Origin of the sequence: Rhodococcus sp. 14-2496-1d (assembly GCF_002259365.1) — a bacterium.
Classification (GTDB): Bacteria; Actinomycetota; Actinomycetes; order Mycobacteriales; family Mycobacteriaceae; genus Rhodococcoides.
In genome coordinates this window covers 246,489-266,610 of the sequence record NZ_NPFV01000009.1, presented here as the reverse complement: position 1 = coordinate 266,610, position 20,122 = coordinate 246,489, and the positions used below count along the sequence as shown (strand labels likewise).

The window sequence follows — 20,122 nt, the reverse complement described above, 5'->3', positions numbered from 1 at the left end:
GATGTCTGCACAGGAATTCGCTGCCCGCGTACGCAATCGCGAGCGCATCCTCGGGTATTGGTCGGTCATCGACAGCCCCGTCTCCACCGAATGGCTCGCACACGTGGGCTGGGACTACATTGCCCTCGACCTCCAACACGGTCTGATCGGCTACTCCGGCATGCTCGCCGGGATCACGGCAATCGACGCCGCGCACGGGCCCGCCGCCCTCGTCCGCGTCGAAGCCAACAACGCCACCGTCATCGGCCGCGCACTCGACGCCGGTGCCGCCGGAGTCATCGTGCCGCTCGTCGACACCGCCGCCGACGCAGCCGCTGCAGTATCCGCGGCGACATACCCGCCGTCGGGCATCCGCTCCTACGGACCGATGCGCTCACAACTACGCATCGGACCCGATCCCGCCGCGGCCAACCGCGATACCGTCGTGCTGGCCATGATCGAAACCCCACAAGGTTTGGCCAATGTCGAGGAAATCTGCGCCGTACCAGGACTCGACGGCGTCTACGTAGGACCCTCGGATCTGCGATTGGCCGTCGGCGGATCCTCGCCCACCGACCCCTCCGTCGACGCAGAATTCGACGCAGCCCTGGTGCGAGTGCAGAAAGCCGCAGCCGCAGCAGGAATCACAGCGGGAATCCACACAGCCTCGGGAAGCATTGCTGCACAGCGACTGTCCGAGGGATTCACCCTCGCCACAGTGGCATCCGACCTGACACACCTCAAAGCCGTGTCGGCCGAGCACCTAACGGCGGCGCAGGGGTAGACAGGTTCACTCGACTCGGGGTCGCGGCTGGCTCGGGGTGGGCGGCGCGCGGCCTGCAGATGTGGCAAATGCGCGCGCGTTTGTCACGTGCGCGCGGAATTGTCATCTGGTCGGGCACTGTTTTGCGAGCGTTTGGCGAATGCGCGCGCGTTTGCGGGGGAGCAGGCCTGGTAGCCCCGTACCGGATCGATCTCGTGAGACCATCCGAATCGTGCTGGACGCTAGGTCCGCTGACAGTCGACTCGATACGCGACGTAGAGGTACAGCAACCCAGTTACGCCACCGGCAAAGCATCCGACGGCGATGTCGAGTGCAATCGAGCCGAGGCTCACCACCAGTTGCGCGAGGAGAAAGCCGATCACCACCGCAGGAACCAGCGCAAGCGCGTTGATGTAGTCACCACGGGTTGCGCCGTTCTTCTTGCTCAGCGGGCCAGTCATCACGTACTCGCGAAACGTTCGCTGCTTCGACACGTCGGTCCTTCTGTGGTGCAGTAGTTACCCAAACATTATACCGATCGGTCGAATTTGCCCGATTCGAGTGCTCATGAGGTGTCGCAGTGCGTGCGGCCGTCGTCTTCGTGGTTCTGGGCATTGCGTACACATGGCGCCGTTCGGACACGATGCCGATCCAGGGTCGGCGTTGTCCATTCGACGACGGCTCCTCCGCAAACGCGCGCGCGTTTGCCAGCGGCGCGGGGAATAGTGAGCGAATCGGGGGAATTTCGAGAAATTCCTGCAAACGCGCGCGCGTTTGCCGGCAACGAGCGCTCGGCTCAACGCAGGGACCGTTAGACGGGCCGATAGCGTCGATGACTGTGTTGAACCGAAACCGATTTACTGCCAATGCAATTGATCGTCGACGACGGTGGGTGTCCGACCGTCGAAAGCTGTGCCGGTCTCGAGACTGTCGGCCAACTCGGTCAACATCGCGGTCAGTGATGGCCACTTGGGGCCTGCGCTGTCAGCGTCGACCTTCTCGAACTCGGTGACGCACCCATTGCGAGGGCCCCATCGAGCGTCGACAAACAGCAGATACCCGTCTGCTCCCGCGAACGGAATGAAGTGAGGTAAGTAGGTTCCGACGTATTCTCCGGCGGGTGAATCGGTTCGAGGTTCGGCACCCATTTCGGCGTCGATCTCGCTCCAGATATCGAGTTCGAGTTGACGCTCGCTGACGGTACGGGCGAGGTCGAACAGTTCATGGGCGGGAAAGATCGACACCCAGTTGTCGCGAGGGAATCCGTTGACCAGGCCGAAGAACGACGTCAACTCCTCCGGCCAGATGCCGCCGGTTGCGCGCATCGCTTCATTGATCTGTTCCTCTGTGGCACCGGTGATCGACACCGACGGGAGATTGTCTCCGAGCCACCGGGTAATTCGAGCCCATTGTTCGGCAACCGATGTCGACGGAGTGAGAAATGTGGTCTGCGGTGGAGCGGGATTCGCGACTCCAGCGTCGTATTCGGTCTGTTGTTTTATCCGACGCCGAAGGTCGTCTTCGCGCGCGGTGTCGCTGCCGTCGTCCGTCGATACCCCGTCACCGTCACCGATTCGGTAGATCCGTGCCGGGCCGAGCGGAGTGCCGTCGTCCGCGTGGGTCAATTTGCGCCCGGTCTGGATCGCCAGTGTGACGGCCGCATCCCAATCCGGTGCGTCGCCCGTTCGTATGGTGCTGCTGATGGTCTCTGCACTGCGGGCCGACACGAACCACTTCATCTGAGCTTCCACCTTCGATTCGGCAACACTGATCAGAATCCGAGATCTCGCTTGCGGCGCTCGCGCTCGAGTCGACGTTGCTCCTCCGCGCGGGCTCGGCACTGCCGAAGAAATTCCGCATCGGCATCGGGATTCTGCGCGGCCTGACGACCGGGGCGCGTCTCGTACTCCGGAAACGCAGAATTGCTGACGCGACGGTAACCGCCGCCGGAACCTCCCCAAACTCCGCCACCGATCGGGCGTCCCGCGAACAACCATGCCAACGAGCCGGCCAACGGGAGAAACACAACCAACAGCAGCCACACGATCTTCGGGAGGAATCGCACTCCGCCGTCGTCGGCCGTGATCACGTCGATCAAGCAGAACACCCACAGCAACATCACCAGCAGACCGAGATACGGCATGTGATCCTCCATGTTCAAGACCGTTCGGTCTGTTGTATCGAGGATCGTAGCGGGATTGCTGTGAAATCAACAGATGGCACAGAATGGACCGGGCGATTCCAAGGTAGGAACAGTCAGTGACCTTGGGAGTAGATGAACAGTGACGACTGCCGCGAGTTCCTGGTGAGCAGGACGGTCACGGGGTCGGACGTCCCCTGAGGAGAACGCGAGGTGGACAGCATCTCGGCCTCACAGGTCACGCCCAGGGCAGTCCAGGTGCTGGTGGATGCAGCAGAGCACGTGACCGGTTGCAGTGGCGGATAGGAAGGGTTAGCTGCCGATAGTGCAACGTCGTCCTGTTTGCCCGACGCGTCGAATCGCGCCCACCACGCGGGTTGGCCGACGAACTCCGCGTGGGTGAAGGCCTGAACGAACTCGAAGTCACTAGGAACGTCGAAAGCTATGTCTCGCAATCCCTTCGACACTGCTTCCTGGTCCATGGATTTGCGTTCGCCTGGCTCGAACGACGTGCACGACGCGGTGAGAACGGCGAGGACCACCAGCGTGGGAAGTGTTGTCCACGAATTCTTCATGTCACCGAACCCGTGTGAGAGACATAGGCCACGACGAAGCCATGTTCCAGGTTCTGCCCGCGAGATCGGGGCGATCGGTCGGAACCGACACAGCAGGAGTCACGACACCATCGTGCACGATCGCTGCATGAAAAGGGTGCAGCCAGCCGCGCTCGGCGCGGTCGCCTGCACCCGATTCGACCCGGAATGCATGCTGTCAACGGTCACCGCGAATTTCTGGGCACGAACTGGCCGGCGGTGGAAGCGAAGAGTGCGATTCCGAAACCCGCGCATTGTAATCCTGTCATGTTCTGCCCCAACACGATCCATCCGAGTACGGCAGCGGTGAGCGGACTGAGGATGCCGAGCAGAGAGACGTTTGCGGAGGGCAGAGTGCGGGCACCGCGGAACCAGAGCGCGTACGCCATCGCACCGCCGATGACCGCGAGCCACGCGTAGCCGAGTACAGCCTCGGCATCGATGGCCCATGGTCCGTCGTCGACGATCGGAATCAGCGGAAGGATCACCATGCCGCCGACAAGTAGTTGCCACGCAGTGGAATTGAGTGGATTGCTGTTCGGCGGTACTCCCCAGCGTTTGGTGAGGACGACGCCGGTTGCCATGCTGGCGGTGCCGATCGCTGCGGCGGCGAGGCCTATCGCGTCGAGCCGAACAGTGCTGGACATGGTTGTCAGCGCTACCCCGACTACGGCGACGAGCGCCCATCCGACCTGAACAGGACGGGTGCGCCCCCACCCGAACGCCGTGGACATCGCGATGATGATCAGAGGTTGCGCAGAACCGACGACGGCTGCAGCGCCTCCCGGAAGTCGATAGGCCGCCACGAACAGCATAGGAAAGAACAATCCGATGTTCAGCACCCCGAGGACAGCAGTTTTCAGTCGCCAACCGTGTCCGGGAATGCCCGGTGAGATGAGCAGGAGCAGCAGCCCTGCCGGAACCGCACGAAGGACGCTGGCGGTCATGGGCCGATCCGGAGGAAGAAGTTCGGACGTCACCAAATATGTTGTCCCCCAGACAATAGGGGCCAGTGCGGCTGCGGCAGTGATCCCCAGGGTCGAGGATGCGCCGCGCGGTCCCCGAGTGTGGGTCGAATCAGCACCGGCATGTAATGCCCGCATCGCATCTCCTGGCTCAGGAAACATGTTAACGTTGAACTATCACTGCGTTGAACGGTATGCGTATGCTTGCCGGACGTCAACTGTTCAGCGGTGAGGGGTCTGTAGGTGTCGAACGAGGCACAGGATGCAGTGGATCGGATTCTGCAACAGTGGAAGGTCGAGCGGCCCGACGTCGACGTCAGCCCCATGGCAGTCATCGGGCGCATCGGCCGAGCTGCATCCATTCTGGACAAGCGTATTCAGGCGACTTTGGCCGAGCATGGTTTGCAGCCGGGAGAATTCGATCTGGTCGCTACGCTTCGACGCGCCGGGGCCCCGCATCGCCTCACCGTCGGGCAGTTGCTCGACAGTGCCATGGTTACGTCCGGAGCCATCACGAACCGCTTGAATCGGCTCACCGACAAAGGGTTGATCGAACGCGAAATCGACCCGACCAACCGTCGAGTGGTCATCGTGCAATTGACGCCTGCTGGAATTTCGGCAGTGGACGCCGCGCTACCGGCACACGTGGCGAATGAGGAAGTGCTGCTGGCATCACTGACTCCTGACGAACGAAGCCAACTCGCTACCTTGCTGAAGCGAATGCTGCTCGACATTCAGCAGTAGCAACCCCGTCGTATCCTTGGCCGCATGGGCGAATCACAGATCGACTTCCGAAGGCCCGCTCTGATCGCCATCGATGTACAGGCGGGATTCGACGATGCCGAGTTCTGGGGTCCGCGAGATAACCCGTCGTGCGAAAGCAACATCGCTGCCCTACTTCGCTTGTGGCGGTCGAGGTCATGGCCGGTGGTGTTCGTCCGACACGACTCCGACAACCCTCTGTCTCCGTTGTCGCCGAGTAGTTCCGGGCACACGTTCAAAGACGTCATCGAAGGAAGTCCAGATCTGCTGATCAGCAAGCGGGTCAATTCGAGCTTCTACGGCACCCCGGATCTCGATGCCTGGCTACGGGCCGAGGGCATCGATCAGGTCGTCATTTGCGGGATCACGACAAATCACTGCTGCGAGACGACGGCTCGCATGGCCGGAAACCTCGGATACGACACATATTTCGTCATCGACGCCACGCATACTTTCGATCGAGTCGCGCTCGATGGAACCACTGTGCCTGCCGCGACCTTGTCTGCGATCACCGCGACAAACCTGCACGACGAATTCGCGACTGTCGTCACAACAGACGAGCTGCAACGGCACATCGATTCGTGAACATCGCACTTGCGCTCGTACTGATCATCGGACTGTGCGCGTTCGCCTACAGCGCTGCAATTGGCTTTCGAGGAAAGGCGCTGAACGTCGACTACTACGGACGCGGCGTACCGGACCGGGTGAAGACGACGCCGCACCTGCGTGCCCGAGCGAACAGGCTGTTCGTGGTCTGCGGCGTCGCTGCCGCCACTTCGATGCTGGGTCCGTTGATGTGGCTCTTCGCAGATTTTCAGCGCGAACGAACAACGTGGGAGTTACTCGGTTTGGCCGCCTATGCTTTCGTCGTAGTGATCGTCGGCAGTTACCCGTTCGCGAAAATCAAGAGCCTGTAACTGCTTCGCAGTGGTGTGATTATGTGCCCTGGGTGGCACTTGTCCGCACCACTGCCGAAGGCGCTGGGCCGTCGTAGCGGGCGATCGGCCGGATGATCTTGCTGTCGTGAGACTGTTCGACGATATTGGCGCACCACCCCACCATCCGGCTGCACGCGAAGGTCGGAGTGAACATGGAACGCGGAATTCCGCACAGCTCCATGACGACGCCGGCGTAGTACTCCACGTTCGCGTACAGCTTGCGATCCGGCTTCAGATCGGCCAGCGCAGCCGCGATGACCTTCTCGACCTGCACGGCCTTGTCGATCAGGTCGCCGCCCAACTCCTGAGCCGTATCGCGAAGCATCACCGATCGGGGATCGTCGGTTCGATACACCGGATGACCGAAGCCCATGATGCGCTCGCCTGCAGTAATTTTCGCTCGCGCCCAGGCATCCGCTGAATCGATGTCGGCAATCTCGTCCAGCCCGTCGAGGGCGCGATCCGGGGCACCTCCATGCAATGGGCCAGCGAATGCACCGATCGCGGCGCACACTGCGGACGCGATGTCCGACCCCGTCGACGCCACGACTCGCGCAGTGAAGGTCGACGCGTTGAATCCGTGATCGATCGTGGCGGTGAGGTATCGGTCGATCGCTCGGGCGTGGTCGTTCTCGGGCACCTGCCCGGTGATCATGAACAACCAGTTCTGCGCCGTCGTCAGATCATCGCGTGGCTCGATGGGATTCTGGCCGGTCCGAATCCTGTGTACCGCAGCCAGAATGGTCGGCGTCATCGCGCACAGCCGCAGTGATGTCGTTCGCTTGTCCGATTCCGACGACTCGTACAGCGGCACAGCACCGGCCATTCCCGACAACACCGTCCGCAACGCGAAGAGTGGTTGCTCGGGACCCGACAATGCCACCGTCTTCACGGCTGCGGCGACGTCCGTCGGCAGCACGCGCAGTGGTGCCACCGTACGCAGGAACTCGGCGCGTTCGGAGTCGCTCGGCAACCGGCCCTCGACCATGAGGAACCATGCATCCTCGAACGTCAGGTGTAGCGCGATGTCGATCGCCGAGTACTGGCGGTAATGATAGAAACCCTCGTCGCCTCGTACATCTCCGATCGATGTGGTGGTGACGACGACGTTGTGGAGCCCCCGTGGGGCGTCGAGAACGGTCATGGCTGCACTCCTTTGCGCTGGTCAACCCCTACGATCCGCGCTAATGTTGATTCTTGTCAATGTTGATCGAGTCAATACGGAAGGCGGCCATGACGCACGCCGACGGTCGGAACATGCTCACCACCGCGCAGGCCGCCGCACGGTTGGGCGTCAAGCCGGAAACGGTGTACGCCTACGTCAGCCGAGGTCTGTTGACCAGCACTCGGCTTCCCGGAGTGCGGGGGAGCGTGTTCGACGTAGACGAGGTCGAAGCCCTCGCAGGACGTGACACGGCTCGGCGCACCGACATCGGTGCCGTGGAACGAATTCGGACTCGGATCACCCTGATCGACGACGGCCATCTCTACTACCGGGGTCGTGACGCGGTCGAGCTCAGCTCACGCAGTTTCGAATCGGTCGCACATTTCGTATGGACGGGCGAGCTGGTCGACGGGACGCATTTCGGTGCCGATCCCGTTGTGGTGCAACGATGCCGAGATGCGATCGAGCTGATGGCACCGAACTGCCGGTCCATCGATCGGATCCGCATCGCCGTCGACATCGCCTCCACCTATCGACCGATGCGATTCGACACCGGTGCCGCATCCGTTGTCCGCGAGGCAGGGCAGCTGCTGGGGACGGTGGCAGCGGCCCTCGGTCGTGGTTCCTCGGAGAACTCGGTTGCCGAATCGGTATGGGAGGCAACCAAGTCCGACGTCTCCGATCCGAACGGTCTGGTGGTGCTGCAGGCTGCGCTGGTCCTGATGGCCGATCACGGTCTGGCTGCGTCGACGCTCGGAGTTCGGGTTGCTGCGAGCACCCGAGCCAATCTGTACTCGACAGTATCGGCGGGACTCGGTTGCATCGACGGCCCACTGCACGGGTCGGCCGCCGACCCCGTGTATCGGTTCCTGACGACGGCGATCGACGATCCGATAGGAGCTCTCGCAACGCAACTGAGATCGGGGCAACGGGTGCCCGGCTTCGGGCACGTCATCTACAGCGACCGAGACCCGCGCGCCGAGGAACTACTGCGACTGCTCAGGGACACCACTCACGGTGCAGACCCGGTGGTGGTCGGTGCTGCGGACATCATCATCGAGGAGGTGAGCAACAGGTTCGATACCTTTCCGAACTCGGACTTCGCTCTGGCCACATTCACCCTCGCCTACGGGCTCAGCATGGACACGCCGGAGATGCTGTTCGCATTCGCGCGAATCGTCGGGTGGACGGCACACGCCCTCGAGGAATACGACGAAGCGCCCCTGCGCTTTCGGGTTCCCGGCATCTACACAGGAACACGGCCGGGAACCTACTGAGGCGTCGGGCAGTCCAGTAACGCGAACGCAGCACGGAGCTGTCTGTGGGCGGCGGTGATCTCGGCTGTGTTGCCGGCCAGGTGGTGCAGTAGAGCGCGTTGAAAGATTCCGTCGAGAAGGATGTAGGCCGACGCCTTGTCGAGAGAGGGCGAAGTGCCCCGAAGTTCGCAATAGCGAGCCACCACCCGCCAGATCATGTCCTCGCGACGCTCCTCGATCTCGAGTACGTCGTTGCGGAACGAACCGTCGAACAGGGCCTGATTGCGAAGGTCGTACCAGAGCCGGTGAATGCCGGCGTCCGCAGCCAGAGTGGCGAAGTACTTCGCTTCGAAGTCCGCGTACAGGCCGGTGGCGTCGACCGCGTTGGCAACCACCTCGTCGTAACGAGTGACACAAATGGCCTCGTACTGGCGAACGGCGTGCGTGATCAAGTCGAGTTTGTCGGTGAAGTAGTAGTGCAGCACGCCGTGTGAGTACTCGGAATTCTGCGCGATCTCCCGCAGTGACGTGCGCGCATAACCCAATTCGGCCAGTGTGTGCAGCGTCGCTTCGGCCAGCTCGGTCCGCTTGGACTCGAACTTGTTGCGGGCGCGCTCCTCGATTCGCGCGCGCGGATCAGCGGTCTGGGTCATGGTCCGTGTCCTTTCCGCGCGAGGTCGTCACCTCAGTGTATGCCCGACGGCCGATGGAGAAACTTCGGCGTCGAGCAATTCCTGGGCAGGTGTCAAGAAAAAGCTTGACGTCTGTACAAATTCTATCCTAATGTGATCCACGGCACACGTCAGAAGGGCGGATGTTCCCCACGTCCCCTCCGGTGCCCGAAGTCTCAACCATCTCGGTCCGCCGTGCGGACGGGCCGACCACGAGAGGACTTTTCATGCCAACCGACAAGCGCGTCGTCGTCTACGGAGCGTCCGGATACACCGGCCGACTGATCTGTGAATACCTGCGCGAGTACAACATCCCGTTCCTGGCCGCCGGACGCGACGAAGGCCGAGTCAAGGGCATCATCGACGTGGTTCCCGGAATCGAGACCGTCGAACACGACGTCGTGGAGGTCGAGCACACCGCAGCGGCTCTCGCCGAAGCATTCCGGGGTGCCGAGATCGTCCTCAACACGGTCGGACCGTTCTCGCGATACGGGCACGAAGTTGCCCAGGCCTGCATCGAGATCGGTGCGCACTACACCGACACCACCGGTGAGCAGGACTGGATGATCGACGCCGAGGCCAAGTACGGCACCGAGTTCGCATCCCGAAACCTGGTACTCACACCGGGTTTGGCGCAGATGTACAGCATCGGTGAGATCGCAGCGAACATCTGCCTCGAGACGCCGGGGTTGGACACACTCGACATCGAGGTCTTCTGGAAGGGACACCCGACGGTCGCGTCGACGAACACGATCCTCACCAACGCCGCGTTCTCCAAGGCTTACTACCTGGAGCAGAACGAGTACGTCGAATGGCCGGACGACGGCGTCATGCAGGTCGTTGTGCCCGGTCAACACGACCTGGGCCTGGCTCTTCCCTGGGGTGGGACATCCCATCCGGTGTGGTTCAAGAACGATCCGCGCGTAGCGAACGCCCGGGCCCTGGGCGGCGTGATCAACAAGCCGCTGATGCTGGCAGTGCCCCAGATCATCTCTGCCGCACTGGCTCAGATGGAAGGCAAATCCGACGCAGAGAAGTACCAGATCATCGACACGGTGTCGTCGTCGGTGCGCAGCGAGACGCCCCCACGGGAGAACCCGCGCATCAACACCTCACTCGACTCGGTCTACGCGTCGGGACCACTCGGTCGCGTGCATACCGTGATCCACGGCAACTGCAACTACAAGCAGACAGCTCTGCTCAACGCATACGCAGCGGCGCATCTGCTGCAGGGACCGCCGAAGAAGGTCGGATTCGCCTCCAGCTGCCAGGCATTCGGACATCGGGAACTGCTCGGCGTGCTTCGCGCGTTCGGGCTGGTGCTCGAACCCATCGTCACCGCACACAGCTGAGGACAGGGCCGATGCGGCTGTCCGACTATCTCGACAAGGGTGTGTCACTGGGCCGAGACGCGCCGTGTCTCACCATCGGAGACACCACCCGAACCTACGGCCAGGTGTACGACGACACGGTGACGATCGCCGCGGCTCTGCAGCACAACGGGATCGAGGCAGGTGACCGGGTCGCGGTGCTCTCCGTCAACGACCCACTTGCGCTGACCTGCGTCTTCGCCATCTCGCGAGCGGGGGCAGTGTGGTGCCCGATCAATCCACGTAACGAAGCCGACGAGAACCGGCAACTGTTCGACCTGTTCGGTTGCCGATTCCTGTTCTTCCAGAAAGCCTTCGCGGAGCTCGTCGGACGCATTCGTGATCAGCTACCTCGGCTGGAATGGCTCGTCTGTCTGGACGGCGACGTACCGGGAGCAGTGTCGTACGAACGTTGGCTCGCCGAACACGGCTCCGATGCGGTTGCCGACAGACGACCGGCAGACGGGTTGTGCATGATCGCCGGCACCGGCGGGACGACGGGAAAGCCCAAGGGGGTGAGGCTGACCGAGGAGAACATGATGACCTCCACGGCCACCGCACTCATGAGCTATCCCTTCGGGGACCGGCCTCGGTACCTGGCTCTCGCGCCGCTGACCCACTCGGCGGGTGTACTGACGTTTCCCATCCTCAGTCTCGGTGGACACGTCGTTGTGATGGGTGCCCCCGACGTCGGAAAGTTTCTGTCCCTCATAGAGAAACACGGGATCACTCACGCGTTTCTGCCGCCGACAGTGATCTACGGTGTTCTCGATCATCCGGATCTCGACATCACGGATCTGTCCTCGCTGCGCTGCCTCTGGTACGGGGCCGCGCCGATGTCACCGACTCGACTGGAAGAGGCCCTCACCCGCATCGGGCCGGTTCTCGGACAGCTCTTCGGTCAGACCGAGGCACCGAACATGATCGCAACACTCGCTCCGGCCGATCACTTCCGCAGCGACGGATCGATCGCCACCGAACGACTGAGTTCTGCAGGCAAGCCGACGCCCCTGACGACGGTGGCGATCATGAACGACGACGGTGGACTGGTCGAACGCGGCGAGCGTGGTGAGATCGTCGTCCGCGGTCCGCTCGTGATGCAGGGGTACCACGAGAATCCCGACGCCACAGCCGAAGTCGGTGCCCACGGGTGGCACCACACCGGTGACATCGGGTACCTCGACGACGACGGCTACCTGTACGTCGTCGACCGCGCGAAGGACATGATCATCACCGGCGGGTTCAACGTCTACTCGGCCGAGGTGGAACAGGCCCTGCTGTCGCATCCGTCGGTGAAGGAATGTGCCGTCGTCGGACTGCCCGACGACAAGTGGGGCGAACGCATCACCGCGGCAGTCCTGTTGCGACCCGGCCGTGACGCATCCGACGAGGATCTGATCACCCACGTGAAGGCACGAATCGGAAGCATCAAGGCACCCAAACAGATTCAGATCTGGACCGACCTTCCCCGCTCGAAGGTGGGGAAGATCCTCAAGACCGAAGTACGCAGCACCATGTCTCATTCATCATCGAAGGGAAACACACCATGACCGAGTTCGAGGGCAAGCGAGTATTCGTGACCGGATCCGGAGCCGGCATCGGAAAAGCCATCTCCCAGATGTTCATCGAGCGCGGTGCACGCGTCGTCGTCAGCGACATCGACGAAGGCGCAGCAGCGAAGACGGCCGAGGAGATCGGGGCCGCCGGAATCGCGAACTGCGATGTATCCGACGAGAGCCAGGTGCAGAGTGCGGTGGCACAGGCCGTGGAGATTCTCGGTGGACTCGACATAGTCGTCAACAATGCGGGAATCGAAGTGTCGTCGCCGCTGCTCCAGCAGTCGACGGAGAGCTTCGACAAGATCTACTCCGTCAACGTCAGGGGCACCTTCCTGGCGATGAAGGCCGCGATCGGTGCACTGGTCGAGTCGAAGGGCAATATCGTCAACATCGCTTCGCTCGCCGGAGTGGGCGGAACCGCGTTGCTCGGGTCCTATTGCGCCACAAAGGCTGCGGTCATTCAGCTCACCCGCGTCGCCGCCATCGAGATGCGCGCATCGGGAGTGCGGGTGAACGCCGTGTGCCCGGGATTCGCCGATACTGCAATGGTCGATCGATTGGTCCCGGATTTCGAAGCCGCAACCCAGATCCCGTTCGGTGACCTCGTCGCCGCCAAGCAGGGACGACTGGGCACTCCCGAGGACATCGCGGAAGTGACGCTGTTCCTCGCCTCCGACCGGGCGTCGTGGATCACCGGGAGCCACTACATCCTGGACGGAGGCTTGTCGGCGTCGCTCGTCTAGATTCGAGGGTTCCCCGTCGTCATCCCAGGGCGACGGGGAGCAACCCTCGAGGCGTCTCGGATGCGATGTCGGCGAGAGCATGGTTCAGTGTTGCGTGCTCGAATTCGAAGCCACTGTCCGTCAGTACTTTGGGGTCGACCCACCGGCTCTTCAAGACCAACTCGGCTTCCGTGCGAATTACTCGTGCCCCGAATTGAAGCAGCCATGCCGGTGTCGGTAGACCGTGACTGCGGCCCAGTGCATTCCGGACCTGCCGCATCAGCTCCTCGTTGGTCACCGGGAACGGGGTAGCAACGTTGACCGGGCCGGAGATGCCAGTGTTGTCGTAGAGGTGATCGAGGACGCGCGCCACATCGGCGACGTGCACCCAACTGAACATCTGGCCGCCGTCACCCATCGTGCCGCCGAGCCCCACCCTGGCCAGGTCGATGATCGGATTGATCGCTCCGCCGCCTGCACCCAGCACGATCGACATCCGAAGCGCCACTCTGCGAATGGCCACATCGGCATCGAACAGCTCCCGCTCCCACGCGCGGGCGACCTCGACGGAGAATCCCGACCCGATGTCGCCGGATCGTTCGTCCATCGGCCTGTCGCGCGAATCGCGATAGATGGTGCCGGTGCTCGCATTGACCCACAGATCTGGTGCGTTGGGCACGTCCGCCAGGGCGCGGCCGAGTCGAGCCGTCGTCTGGACGCGCGAGGACATGATCGCGTCCGCGTTGGTCTTGTTGTAGCGACAGCTCACCGAGCGGCCTGCGAGATTGACGACCAGATCGGAACCGTCGAGCACATCGACGAGGCTGCGATGGTCGGACCACGTTGCGTCGCTGGATGTTCCGCGGCCCACGGTCCTGACGCGAATGCCATGATCTTCGTAGTATCGACGCAAGTAGCCGCCGATGTAGCCGGAGGCACCGCACAGGACGACGGTGGACGGTGAATCACTCATTGTTCGAGCCCTTCTGGGGACGTCATGCGTTTCAACAGCCCGGCCACGTCGGTGACCAGCCCCCGCGCCACCGGGAGTCGAGCGAGGCGTACGGCTTTGGCAACCACTGGTACGAGCCCGTCGACCAATGTGCGGGTGCGTGCCTGGTTGTCCGAGGAATCGGTGACCCAGTGAAGGGTGACACCCATGTAGATCATCCAGAGCAGCTGTGGAAGCACGTCTTTCAGAGACGTCGGAACCTTCTGCTTCGACGTTTCCAAGGTGGTTCGCATGAGGTCGATGGCCATGGACCTGGCGTCGGACGATTCCTCCGAGAACGGGCTGGAACTGGACCGCGTGGGCAACGCCAACTGCAGGAAGGATCCACCGAAGGCGTGATACGGCTCCATGACGTCCAAGCCGGAATGCAGAACGGCAGCAAGGTTTTCGGACAGCGAACCGCCGTCGACGAGAACGTCGAGGGCGCGCTCGCGGTGGTCGCGCTGAATCACGATGTACAACTCGTTGACCAGCTCGTCCTTGCCGGCGAAGTAGTAGTACGCATTCCCGAGAGAGACGCCCGCTTCGTCGGCGATGCGACGCATGGTGGTCGCTTGAAACCCTTCGTCGCGAAAGAGACGTAGTGCTACCTCGACCACCTTGTCGCGAGTCTCGGACGTGCGAGCCATCGATTCACCTCATTTCTGAACGTGTTCAAAATTTGACCGTAGTCCTAACTTTGAACATGTTCAAGACCCACGGTAACCAGGTTCGTACACCCGCGACGTCGAAACAGGTCTGATTTTCGCCGAAACGCCGCGGCCCGTCGTCGTAGGGTCGCTGCTATGAACCGAGAACCTGTGGTGGCAAGCCGGCATGTGAGCCGAGTGATAGGGCGTACACGCGACGAGGTGTACGAGTTCGCGGCGAATCCCGCGAATTTACCCACATGGGCGACAGGACTGGCGAACACTCCAGTGACCATCGACGGCGATCGACTGATCGCCGAATCGCCGATGGGGCAGGTGACAGTACGCTTCGTGCCGCACAACGACCTCGGCGTCCTCGACCATGACGTCACGTTGCCGTCGGGGACCGTGGTGAACAATCCCGTTCGAGTACTGAGTCATCCGAACGGCGCGGAAATATTGTTCACGGTGCGTCAAATCGAACTCAGCGACGAAGAATTCGAGCACGATCTCGCAACGGTCGCCGAGGACCTGAAGCGACTCGCGCAGGTGTTGGAAGATCAGTGACCACGCGCGTCCATCAGCATCGAGATGTACGCGTCCAATCGATCTTCCACGAGGCGAGGCGTCAAGTCGACGCGGCCCGCTTCGCGCCACGGGGCGGACCACAACTGCACCTCTTCTGAGCAGGCCAATGCGTCGCGCACGCGCCAATACTGGCGCGCTCGTGTGTTTTCGGAGAGTACGCCACCGGACTCTTCGTAGGCAGAGGCAAACCGCGCTCCCCACTGCGGTCCGTGCAGCAGAGCGAGATTGGTCGAGCAGTGCGCCACGTCGAGGTCCGTCGGCCCCCACGATGCCCCCGCCCAGTCGACGACCCCGGTGATTCGAGGCGTGGCGTCCTGCGATGCGTCGAACAGAACATTGCCGGGTTGGAAGTCGCGATGCAGAACTCGTCCGTCGTACGTCGGTACAGGCCCGCGTAGTACGTCGATCGCGGCGGCCCATACTTCCGCGTCGGCTCGGGCGGGCACCACGACGGTGTCTGCAGTGGTCATCGTCTGGTACTCGCGGGGTCTGGGTTCGGCCTTCACCGCATGAATCTCGACGAGTTGCCGAGCGAGGAGCGGAACCCGCTCGGCCACGCCCGCCTCGGAGAGAACCGTCGATCCCGGCAGATGGGTCATGAGGAGCGACGGGTACTCACAATGAGCAGCAGTGGCATCGACTGCCAATAGTTCGGGAGCCTGCACGACCGACCCCGAAAGCATTGTCAGAGCCGCGTTTTCTCGCTCCAACGAGTCCTGTGCGTGCTGCAAACTGGCTGGTTCTGTATAGGTGCGCAACACGAGGTTCCGGCTGAATCCAGCGGTGGTCCAGATGGTCAGCTTTCGCATCTCTGCGGTGATACCGCCGGACATTGGCTCGACATCGATGATTCGTTCGCCGGCGTCGAGAGTTCGATTCACCCACGCACGAGCGAGCGGACCTACAGTCGATAATGATTCGGTTCCGCTCACGGTGACACCATCTCACTTCGAGACGGTCGAGTAGTCGCTGCACTGCGTGCATCGGGTGAGCAGATCGTGTGTGCACGAGACGACGTGCTCGAGGAAGCGCTCGGCATGATCGAGTTGGGCTTGTTGCCGTCGTATTCGCGTCAGATGTTCTTCGATGACCGACGTTCGTTCGGGCTCGCCTCGGTGAAGTATCAGGCGAATGTCGGCCAAGCTGATGCCTACGCCTTGACAGGCTCGCAACACCTGCAGTCGTCGTACATGCTCCTCGCTGTAGTCGCGGTGGCCCGACGGTAGGCGCTCGGGCACAACGACTTCGACGTCGTCCCAATGTCTCAGGACATGGGTGGGAACGTCGAGCTGCCGCGCAACCTCTCCGATCTTCACCCGCCGATATTCTCACGTTGACTTCAGGTCGACCTGAAGTTTTAAGGTCATCGCCATGAGGCCCGAACGATACGATCTACCGGAGCCCACCTTCGTGTCCGTGGGCGGCGATCGGGTCGCAACCTACGAGCTGACCCCCGAGTCGGACGCACCATCCATTGACGTCGTGTTCTGCCATGGAACTCCCTGGTCGGCGCAGGTTTGGGCGCAGGCCGCTCGCCACCTCGGCGTCGGTCATCGGGTCTACCTGTGGGACATGCCCGGATACGGCCGCTCCGCGCAGGGACCTCAGGTGCGGACCGACCTGGCCACGCAGATGTCGCGGCTCGCGATGTTGTTCGACCACTGGAAGTTGGAGCAGCCCTTTGTCGTCGCGCACGATATCGGCGGTGCTGTCGCTCTGGGAGCCCACCTGATACACGGATGCGACTACGGCAGTTTGTTCTTGTGGGACGTGGTGACCCTGGACCCGTGGGGGTCCGAATTCTTCCGGCTCGTGGCGGACAACAGTGAGGTCTTCGCTGCGTTGCCGGCGTCCCTGCACACTGCGTTGGTCTCCGAATACATTGCCGGAGCAGCGCATCATCGGCTGGACCCAAACATCGTCGCGATGTTGACCGAACCCTGGATATCCGACAAGGGACAGCCTGCCTTCTACCGACAGATCGCCGAACTGCGGCCCGAGGACACGCGACCGATCGTCGACGCGCTTCCCCGAGTCCGCTGCGACACCTCCATCGGATGGGGCCGACAGGACCCCTGGATTCCCGTCGAACAGGCATATCGATTGCGACAGTTGGTGCCGGGTAGATCGCCTGTGATCACCCTCCCGGGTGTGGGGCATCTGAGTCCGCTCGAAGCTCCAGCACTCGTCCAACAGGCCCTGGACGCGTGGTTGCGTTGACCTGAGTGGGCGATGCCGTATCGCCGCGCCTGACGGATACTGAACTCGTGGTGCTGAGACGAAGAGGAACGTCCCTTATCGGAGGCAGAGGGGCCCAGTGGGTTCGCGAGCTGAACGAGCGACACCCATGGAGTCACAACGACTACTTTCACAGCTGGATTCTGGCGAATCTGCCGGACCGGCGTATCCGAGCAGTCGACATGGGCTGTGGGCGAGGCGGTCTCGTGCGTGCATTGGCCCCACACTTCGATCAGGTCACCGGGGTGGACTCCGATTCGGAGATGCGCCGAATCGCAGAGGTCACCTCTGCCGATCTGAACAATGTGTCGATCACTGATCGCCAACTCGACTCCTGGGCAGACGATTCGATCGATCTCGTGACCATGGTCGCCGTCCTGCATCACCTCGACATGGACGACGCGTTGCGTCATGTCGAGCGAATTGTCGCCCCGCACGGTCGCGTGCTCGTCGTCGGGCTTGCGCCGCCGCGAAGCGCACGAGATCTGCTGTGGGATTCGGTCTCCATCGTCACCAATCCGCTCATCGGATTTCTGCACCGCCCGTGGCCCAGCCCGGTTACGGCACCGCCGGCACCGTTCCCGGTCAAGGACCCCGTGGTGAGTTTCGACGAGATCGAGGACATGGTCGACAAGTGGCTACCGGGTGCGATGATGCGACACCGCATAGGTTTTCGACACACAATCGAGTGGACGAAGCCGGGTTCACGCGGATGACTTTCGACCCTGAGCGCCGGATGTGGGACGCACACAGCCCGGGCGTGCTGCAGTTGCCGTCGGGCAGCGTGGTTCGTGGACGCGCCTTGCGTGACCCGATGCCTGACGGACCTTCACCGGATTTCGGGGTCTACTTGCAGGGCAAGGATCCCGGCGGGTTCGACTGGGACAGTCGCTGGGTTCGTTGGCCCGACTTCTGGCTCCCGTCCGACTCGAAAGAACTCAAGGCCGTGCTTCGAGAAGTGCTGCGACGCTGCGCAACCGAGAGAGTCGAGATTGCATGCACCGGCGGTGTCGGACGAACTGGCACTGCATTGGCGTGTCTCGTCGCGCTCGACGGTCTGCCCGGCGACACGGCCATCGACTACGTTCGGCGACGGTACTCGCCTCGGGCCATGGAAACGCCCTGGCAGAAGCGCTTTGCGAAGACGTTCGTGAAACCGGGTTCTCTGCTCTGAGCAGAATCGCCGACCCGTCGTGGAATCGAGGCCTAGGCTCCGATCATGGGCGAGGTGATACGAATCGATGAGCGTCGAGCAGCACGCGCAGTGGAACCGTTGTGGCGCGAAGTAGTCGGTCGAAGGCTACGCGAGCGCAGACACGCTCGCGGTGACACTCTGGCCGATACCGCTGCCCGGGCAGGCATTGCGCCGCAGTACTTGTCGGAGCTCGAACGCGGCCGCAAGGATCCGTCGAGCGAGATTCTTGCGGCCGTCGTCGGTGCACTGGGCACGTCCATGGCGGAGATCTCAGGCCTGGCGCATCACGACCTGTCCCGAGGCGACGCGACGTTGATGGCGGCCTGACGACCCTCCAGTACCTGGTCGACGACGCCGTAGTCACGCGCAGCCGGTGCCGTCAACACCAGATCACGGTCGGTGTCGTGGCGAAGCCTGTCGACGTCGCGTCCCGTGTGCTTCGCGAGAATCGCTTCCATCTCCGCCCGTACTCGAACCACCTCGTCGGCAGCCAGAATCAGATCGGGGATGGTCCCTCGGCCCTGCGCCGCAGGCTGATGCAGCACCACCCGGCTGTGAGTCAGCGCCGAGCGTCGCCCCGGTGCTCCCGCCGCGAGCAGTACCGCCCCTGCCGCCACCGCTTGGCCCACACATGTTGTGGCAACGGGTGATCCGATGAATTGCATCGTGTCGTAGACCGCGAGCATGGCAGCAGTGTCACCGCCCTCGCAGTTGATGTACATCGAGATTTCCTGGTCGGGGGAGTCGGCCTCCAAGTGGAGCAGCTGTGCGATCATCGCATTCGCCACACCGGCGTCTATTCCGGTACCGAGATAGACGATGCGCTCACTGAGCAGGTGCGAATAGACGTCGACGACGCGTTCGCCGCGCGAATCTCGCGTGATGACATTGGGAATCGTGTATGTGCTCATCGTGCCAACTCCATTCCGAACGACACCCGTCGCGCAGGCATGACCTGATCGAACGAGTCGACGATTGCGTCGACGAACCCGTACTCGCGGGCAGCCTCGGCGGTGAACCAGCGATCGTGCAGAGAGTCGTCGAAAATCTGCTCGCGTGTCTGCCCGGTGTCGTCGGCGATGAGGCCGAGAACCGTATCTCGGGTATGCCGTAGATCGTTGGCCTGCACCTCGACTTCGACGGCCGACCCACCGATGCCGGCGGACCCCTGGTGCATCAGTATTCGAGAATGCGGCAGGGCATACCGCTTACCGCGCGTGCCTGACGACAGTAAGAACTGACCAGCGCTGCAGGCCAATCCGAGTGCCAGCGTCGACACGTCGCAGGGTACGAGGTGCATCACGTCGCGGATGGCGAGCATCGCGGGAACCGACCCTCCCGGTGAGTGAATCCACAGGGCGATGTCGGCGGAGGGATTCTCGGCCGCCAACGTCAGCAGGTGAGTGGTGAGGACGGTGCCGTTGTCGTCGTCGAGGGCACCGTCGAGCACGAGAACCCGATGGCGGAGAAGTTGATTGCGGAGTTCGGGCGAGAACATTCGAGGTGATTCGCTCATGATTCGAGTCTGCGTCCGAATCCGGTTGCACTCCAGTGCTTCTGCTGTGGGCAGCGACTCT

The 20,122-nt window shown here is 62.4% G+C and carries 26 protein-coding genes; 13 read left to right on the top strand and 13 right to left on the bottom strand.

Annotation, left to right across the window (positions count from 1 at the left end; all coding sequences use genetic code 11):
- The first annotated feature begins 1 nt into the window (after position 1).
- Positions 2 to 763 carry an HpcH/HpaI aldolase/citrate lyase family protein gene (locus CH296_RS06685; protein ID WP_032396170.1) on the top strand — a complete coding sequence of 254 codons (762 nt, stop codon included), beginning with the start codon at positions 2 to 4 and terminating at the stop codon, positions 761 to 763.
- Positions 764 to 984: 221 nt separating this feature from the next.
- Here CH296_RS06685 and CH296_RS06680 read toward each other — a convergent pair whose 3' ends face one another.
- From CH296_RS06680 to CH296_RS06660, 5 genes are all read right to left on the bottom strand, one after another.
- Positions 985 to 1,236: a hypothetical protein gene (locus CH296_RS06680; RefSeq protein ID WP_094684306.1), complete on the bottom strand. Its 252-nt coding sequence runs from the start codon at positions 1,234 to 1,236 to the stop codon at positions 985 to 987.
- Positions 1,237 to 1,599: 363 nt separating this feature from the next.
- Entirely contained in the window at positions 1,600 to 2,481 is an 882-nt protein-coding gene (locus tag CH296_RS06675) for an SMI1/KNR4 family protein (RefSeq protein ID WP_094684305.1), read from the bottom strand.
- A gap of 32 nt (positions 2,482 to 2,513) precedes the next feature.
- Positions 2,514 to 2,885 (bottom strand): PLD nuclease N-terminal domain-containing protein, encoded by a 372-nt coding sequence (locus tag CH296_RS06670; RefSeq protein ID WP_094684345.1) that lies wholly within the window; start codon positions 2,883 to 2,885, stop codon positions 2,514 to 2,516.
- Positions 2,886 to 2,998: 113 nt separating this feature from the next.
- A complete protein-coding gene (locus CH296_RS06665; RefSeq protein ID WP_094684304.1) occupies positions 2,999 to 3,457 on the bottom strand; it encodes a hypothetical protein in 459 nt (152 codons plus the stop codon).
- A gap of 203 nt (positions 3,458 to 3,660) precedes the next feature.
- Positions 3,661 to 4,578, bottom strand: a complete 918-nt coding sequence (locus CH296_RS06660; RefSeq protein WP_094684303.1) for an EamA family transporter — start codon at positions 4,576 to 4,578, stop codon at positions 3,661 to 3,663.
- A gap of 105 nt (positions 4,579 to 4,683) precedes the next feature.
- Here CH296_RS06660 and CH296_RS06655 point away from each other — a divergent pair, with 105 nt between their 5' ends.
- The 3 genes from CH296_RS06655 to CH296_RS06645 are packed head-to-tail and all read left to right on the top strand — an operon-like array spanning position 4,684 to position 6,119.
- Entirely contained in the window at positions 4,684 to 5,184 is a 501-nt protein-coding gene (locus CH296_RS06655; RefSeq protein ID WP_094684302.1) for a MarR family winged helix-turn-helix transcriptional regulator, read from the top strand.
- Between the two features lie 24 nt (positions 5,185 to 5,208).
- Positions 5,209 to 5,787, top strand: coding sequence for a cysteine hydrolase family protein (locus CH296_RS06650; RefSeq protein ID WP_094684301.1), 579 nt, complete (start codon positions 5,209 to 5,211; stop codon positions 5,785 to 5,787).
- Positions 5,784 to 6,119 (top strand): hypothetical protein, encoded by a 336-nt coding sequence (locus CH296_RS06645; RefSeq protein ID WP_094684300.1) that lies wholly within the window; start codon positions 5,784 to 5,786, stop codon positions 6,117 to 6,119. The genes CH296_RS06650 and CH296_RS06645 overlap by 4 nt, the downstream gene beginning before the upstream one ends.
- 19 nt (positions 6,120 to 6,138) lie before the next feature.
- On the opposite strand, the gene CH296_RS06640 is transcribed toward CH296_RS06645, so the two are convergent.
- The gene (locus tag CH296_RS06640; RefSeq protein ID WP_094684299.1) at positions 6,139 to 7,284 is read right to left on the bottom strand and encodes a citrate/2-methylcitrate synthase; all 1,146 of its coding nucleotides are present in this window, start codon (positions 7,282 to 7,284) and stop codon (positions 6,139 to 6,141) included.
- An 89-nt stretch (positions 7,285 to 7,373) separates the two neighbouring features.
- Here CH296_RS06640 and CH296_RS06635 point away from each other — a divergent pair, with 89 nt between their 5' ends.
- Positions 7,374 to 8,582 (top strand): citrate synthase, encoded by a 1,209-nt coding sequence (locus CH296_RS06635; RefSeq protein ID WP_256980355.1) that lies wholly within the window; start codon positions 7,374 to 7,376, stop codon positions 8,580 to 8,582.
- Here CH296_RS06635 and CH296_RS06630 read toward each other — a convergent pair.
- Positions 8,576 to 9,214 carry a TetR/AcrR family transcriptional regulator gene (locus CH296_RS06630; protein WP_094684297.1) on the bottom strand — a complete coding sequence of 213 codons (639 nt, stop codon included), beginning with the start codon at positions 9,212 to 9,214 and terminating at the stop codon, positions 8,576 to 8,578. The genes CH296_RS06635 and CH296_RS06630 overlap by 7 nt on opposite strands.
- A 245-nt stretch (positions 9,215 to 9,459) precedes the next feature.
- Here CH296_RS06630 and CH296_RS06625 point away from each other — a divergent pair, with 245 nt between their 5' ends.
- From CH296_RS06625 to CH296_RS06615, 3 genes are read left to right on the top strand one after another with little or no spacing between them, the layout of a single operon-like run.
- Positions 9,460 to 10,584: a DUF5938 domain-containing protein gene (locus tag CH296_RS06625; RefSeq protein ID WP_032396157.1), complete on the top strand. Its 1,125-nt coding sequence runs from the start codon at positions 9,460 to 9,462 to the stop codon at positions 10,582 to 10,584.
- A gap of 11 nt (positions 10,585 to 10,595) precedes the next feature.
- Positions 10,596 to 12,152: a long-chain fatty acid--CoA ligase gene (locus CH296_RS06620; protein ID WP_094684296.1), complete on the top strand. Its 1,557-nt coding sequence runs from the start codon at positions 10,596 to 10,598 to the stop codon at positions 12,150 to 12,152.
- Positions 12,149 to 12,904: an SDR family NAD(P)-dependent oxidoreductase gene (locus CH296_RS06615; RefSeq protein ID WP_094684295.1), complete on the top strand. Its 756-nt coding sequence runs from the start codon at positions 12,149 to 12,151 to the stop codon at positions 12,902 to 12,904. Before CH296_RS06620 ends, CH296_RS06615 begins: the two co-directional genes overlap by 4 nt.
- A 19-nt stretch (positions 12,905 to 12,923) precedes the next feature.
- Here the strand turns inward: CH296_RS06615 and CH296_RS06610 are convergent, their stop codons facing one another.
- Complete coding sequence (locus CH296_RS06610) at positions 12,924 to 13,856, bottom strand: TIGR01777 family oxidoreductase (RefSeq protein ID WP_094684294.1); 933 nt, start codon at positions 13,854 to 13,856, stop codon at positions 12,924 to 12,926.
- Positions 13,853 to 14,524 carry a TetR/AcrR family transcriptional regulator gene (locus CH296_RS06605; RefSeq protein WP_094645921.1) on the bottom strand — a complete coding sequence of 224 codons (672 nt, stop codon included), beginning with the start codon at positions 14,522 to 14,524 and terminating at the stop codon, positions 13,853 to 13,855. Before CH296_RS06605 ends, CH296_RS06610 begins: the two co-directional genes overlap by 4 nt.
- 288 nt (positions 14,525 to 14,812) lie before the next feature.
- Here CH296_RS06605 and CH296_RS06600 point away from each other — a divergent pair, with 288 nt between their 5' ends.
- Positions 14,813 to 15,091 (top strand): SRPBCC family protein, encoded by a 279-nt coding sequence (locus CH296_RS06600; protein WP_306436972.1) that lies wholly within the window; start codon positions 14,813 to 14,815, stop codon positions 15,089 to 15,091.
- Here the strand turns inward: CH296_RS06600 and CH296_RS06595 are convergent.
- Together CH296_RS06595 and CH296_RS06590 are read right to left on the bottom strand one after the other, a co-directional pair.
- On the bottom strand, positions 15,085 to 15,993 hold the full coding sequence (locus CH296_RS06595) for a phosphotransferase family protein (protein ID WP_218830242.1): 909 nt from the start codon (positions 15,991 to 15,993) through the stop codon (positions 15,085 to 15,087). The two genes, CH296_RS06600 and CH296_RS06595, sit on opposite strands and share 7 nt — an antisense overlap.
- 63 nt (positions 15,994 to 16,056) lie before the next feature.
- Positions 16,057 to 16,428 carry a MerR family transcriptional regulator gene (locus tag CH296_RS06590; RefSeq protein ID WP_094684292.1) on the bottom strand — a complete coding sequence of 124 codons (372 nt, stop codon included), beginning with the start codon at positions 16,426 to 16,428 and terminating at the stop codon, positions 16,057 to 16,059.
- 55 nt (positions 16,429 to 16,483) lie between these two features.
- On the opposite strand from CH296_RS06590, the gene CH296_RS06585 reads away from it, so the two are divergent.
- From CH296_RS06585 to CH296_RS06570, 4 genes are read left to right on the top strand one after another with little or no spacing between them, the layout of a single operon-like run.
- Positions 16,484 to 17,332, top strand: a complete 849-nt coding sequence (locus CH296_RS06585) for an alpha/beta fold hydrolase (RefSeq protein ID WP_094684291.1) — start codon at positions 16,484 to 16,486, stop codon at positions 17,330 to 17,332.
- A 5-nt stretch (positions 17,333 to 17,337) separates the two neighbouring features.
- Positions 17,338 to 18,066, top strand: coding sequence for a class I SAM-dependent methyltransferase (locus tag CH296_RS06580; RefSeq protein WP_306436971.1), 729 nt, complete (start codon positions 17,338 to 17,340; stop codon positions 18,064 to 18,066).
- A complete protein-coding gene (locus tag CH296_RS06575) occupies positions 18,063 to 18,524 on the top strand; it encodes a protein-tyrosine phosphatase family protein (protein ID WP_094684342.1) in 462 nt (153 codons plus the stop codon). Before CH296_RS06580 ends, CH296_RS06575 begins: the two co-directional genes overlap by 4 nt.
- Before the next feature lie 45 nt (positions 18,525 to 18,569).
- Positions 18,570 to 18,872 (top strand): helix-turn-helix transcriptional regulator, encoded by a 303-nt coding sequence (locus CH296_RS06570; RefSeq protein WP_032396143.1) that lies wholly within the window; start codon positions 18,570 to 18,572, stop codon positions 18,870 to 18,872.
- Here CH296_RS06570 and CH296_RS06565 read toward each other — a convergent pair.
- Together CH296_RS06565 and CH296_RS06560 are read right to left on the bottom strand one after the other, a co-directional pair.
- Entirely contained in the window at positions 18,830 to 19,456 is a 627-nt protein-coding gene (locus tag CH296_RS06565; RefSeq protein ID WP_094684290.1) for a ClpP family protease, read from the bottom strand. The two genes, CH296_RS06570 and CH296_RS06565, sit on opposite strands and share 43 nt — an antisense overlap.
- Positions 19,453 to 20,061 (bottom strand): ClpP family protease, encoded by a 609-nt coding sequence (locus CH296_RS06560; protein ID WP_094684289.1) that lies wholly within the window; start codon positions 20,059 to 20,061, stop codon positions 19,453 to 19,455. The genes CH296_RS06565 and CH296_RS06560 overlap by 4 nt, the downstream gene beginning before the upstream one ends.
- Positions 20,062 to 20,122 lie beyond the last annotated feature (61 nt).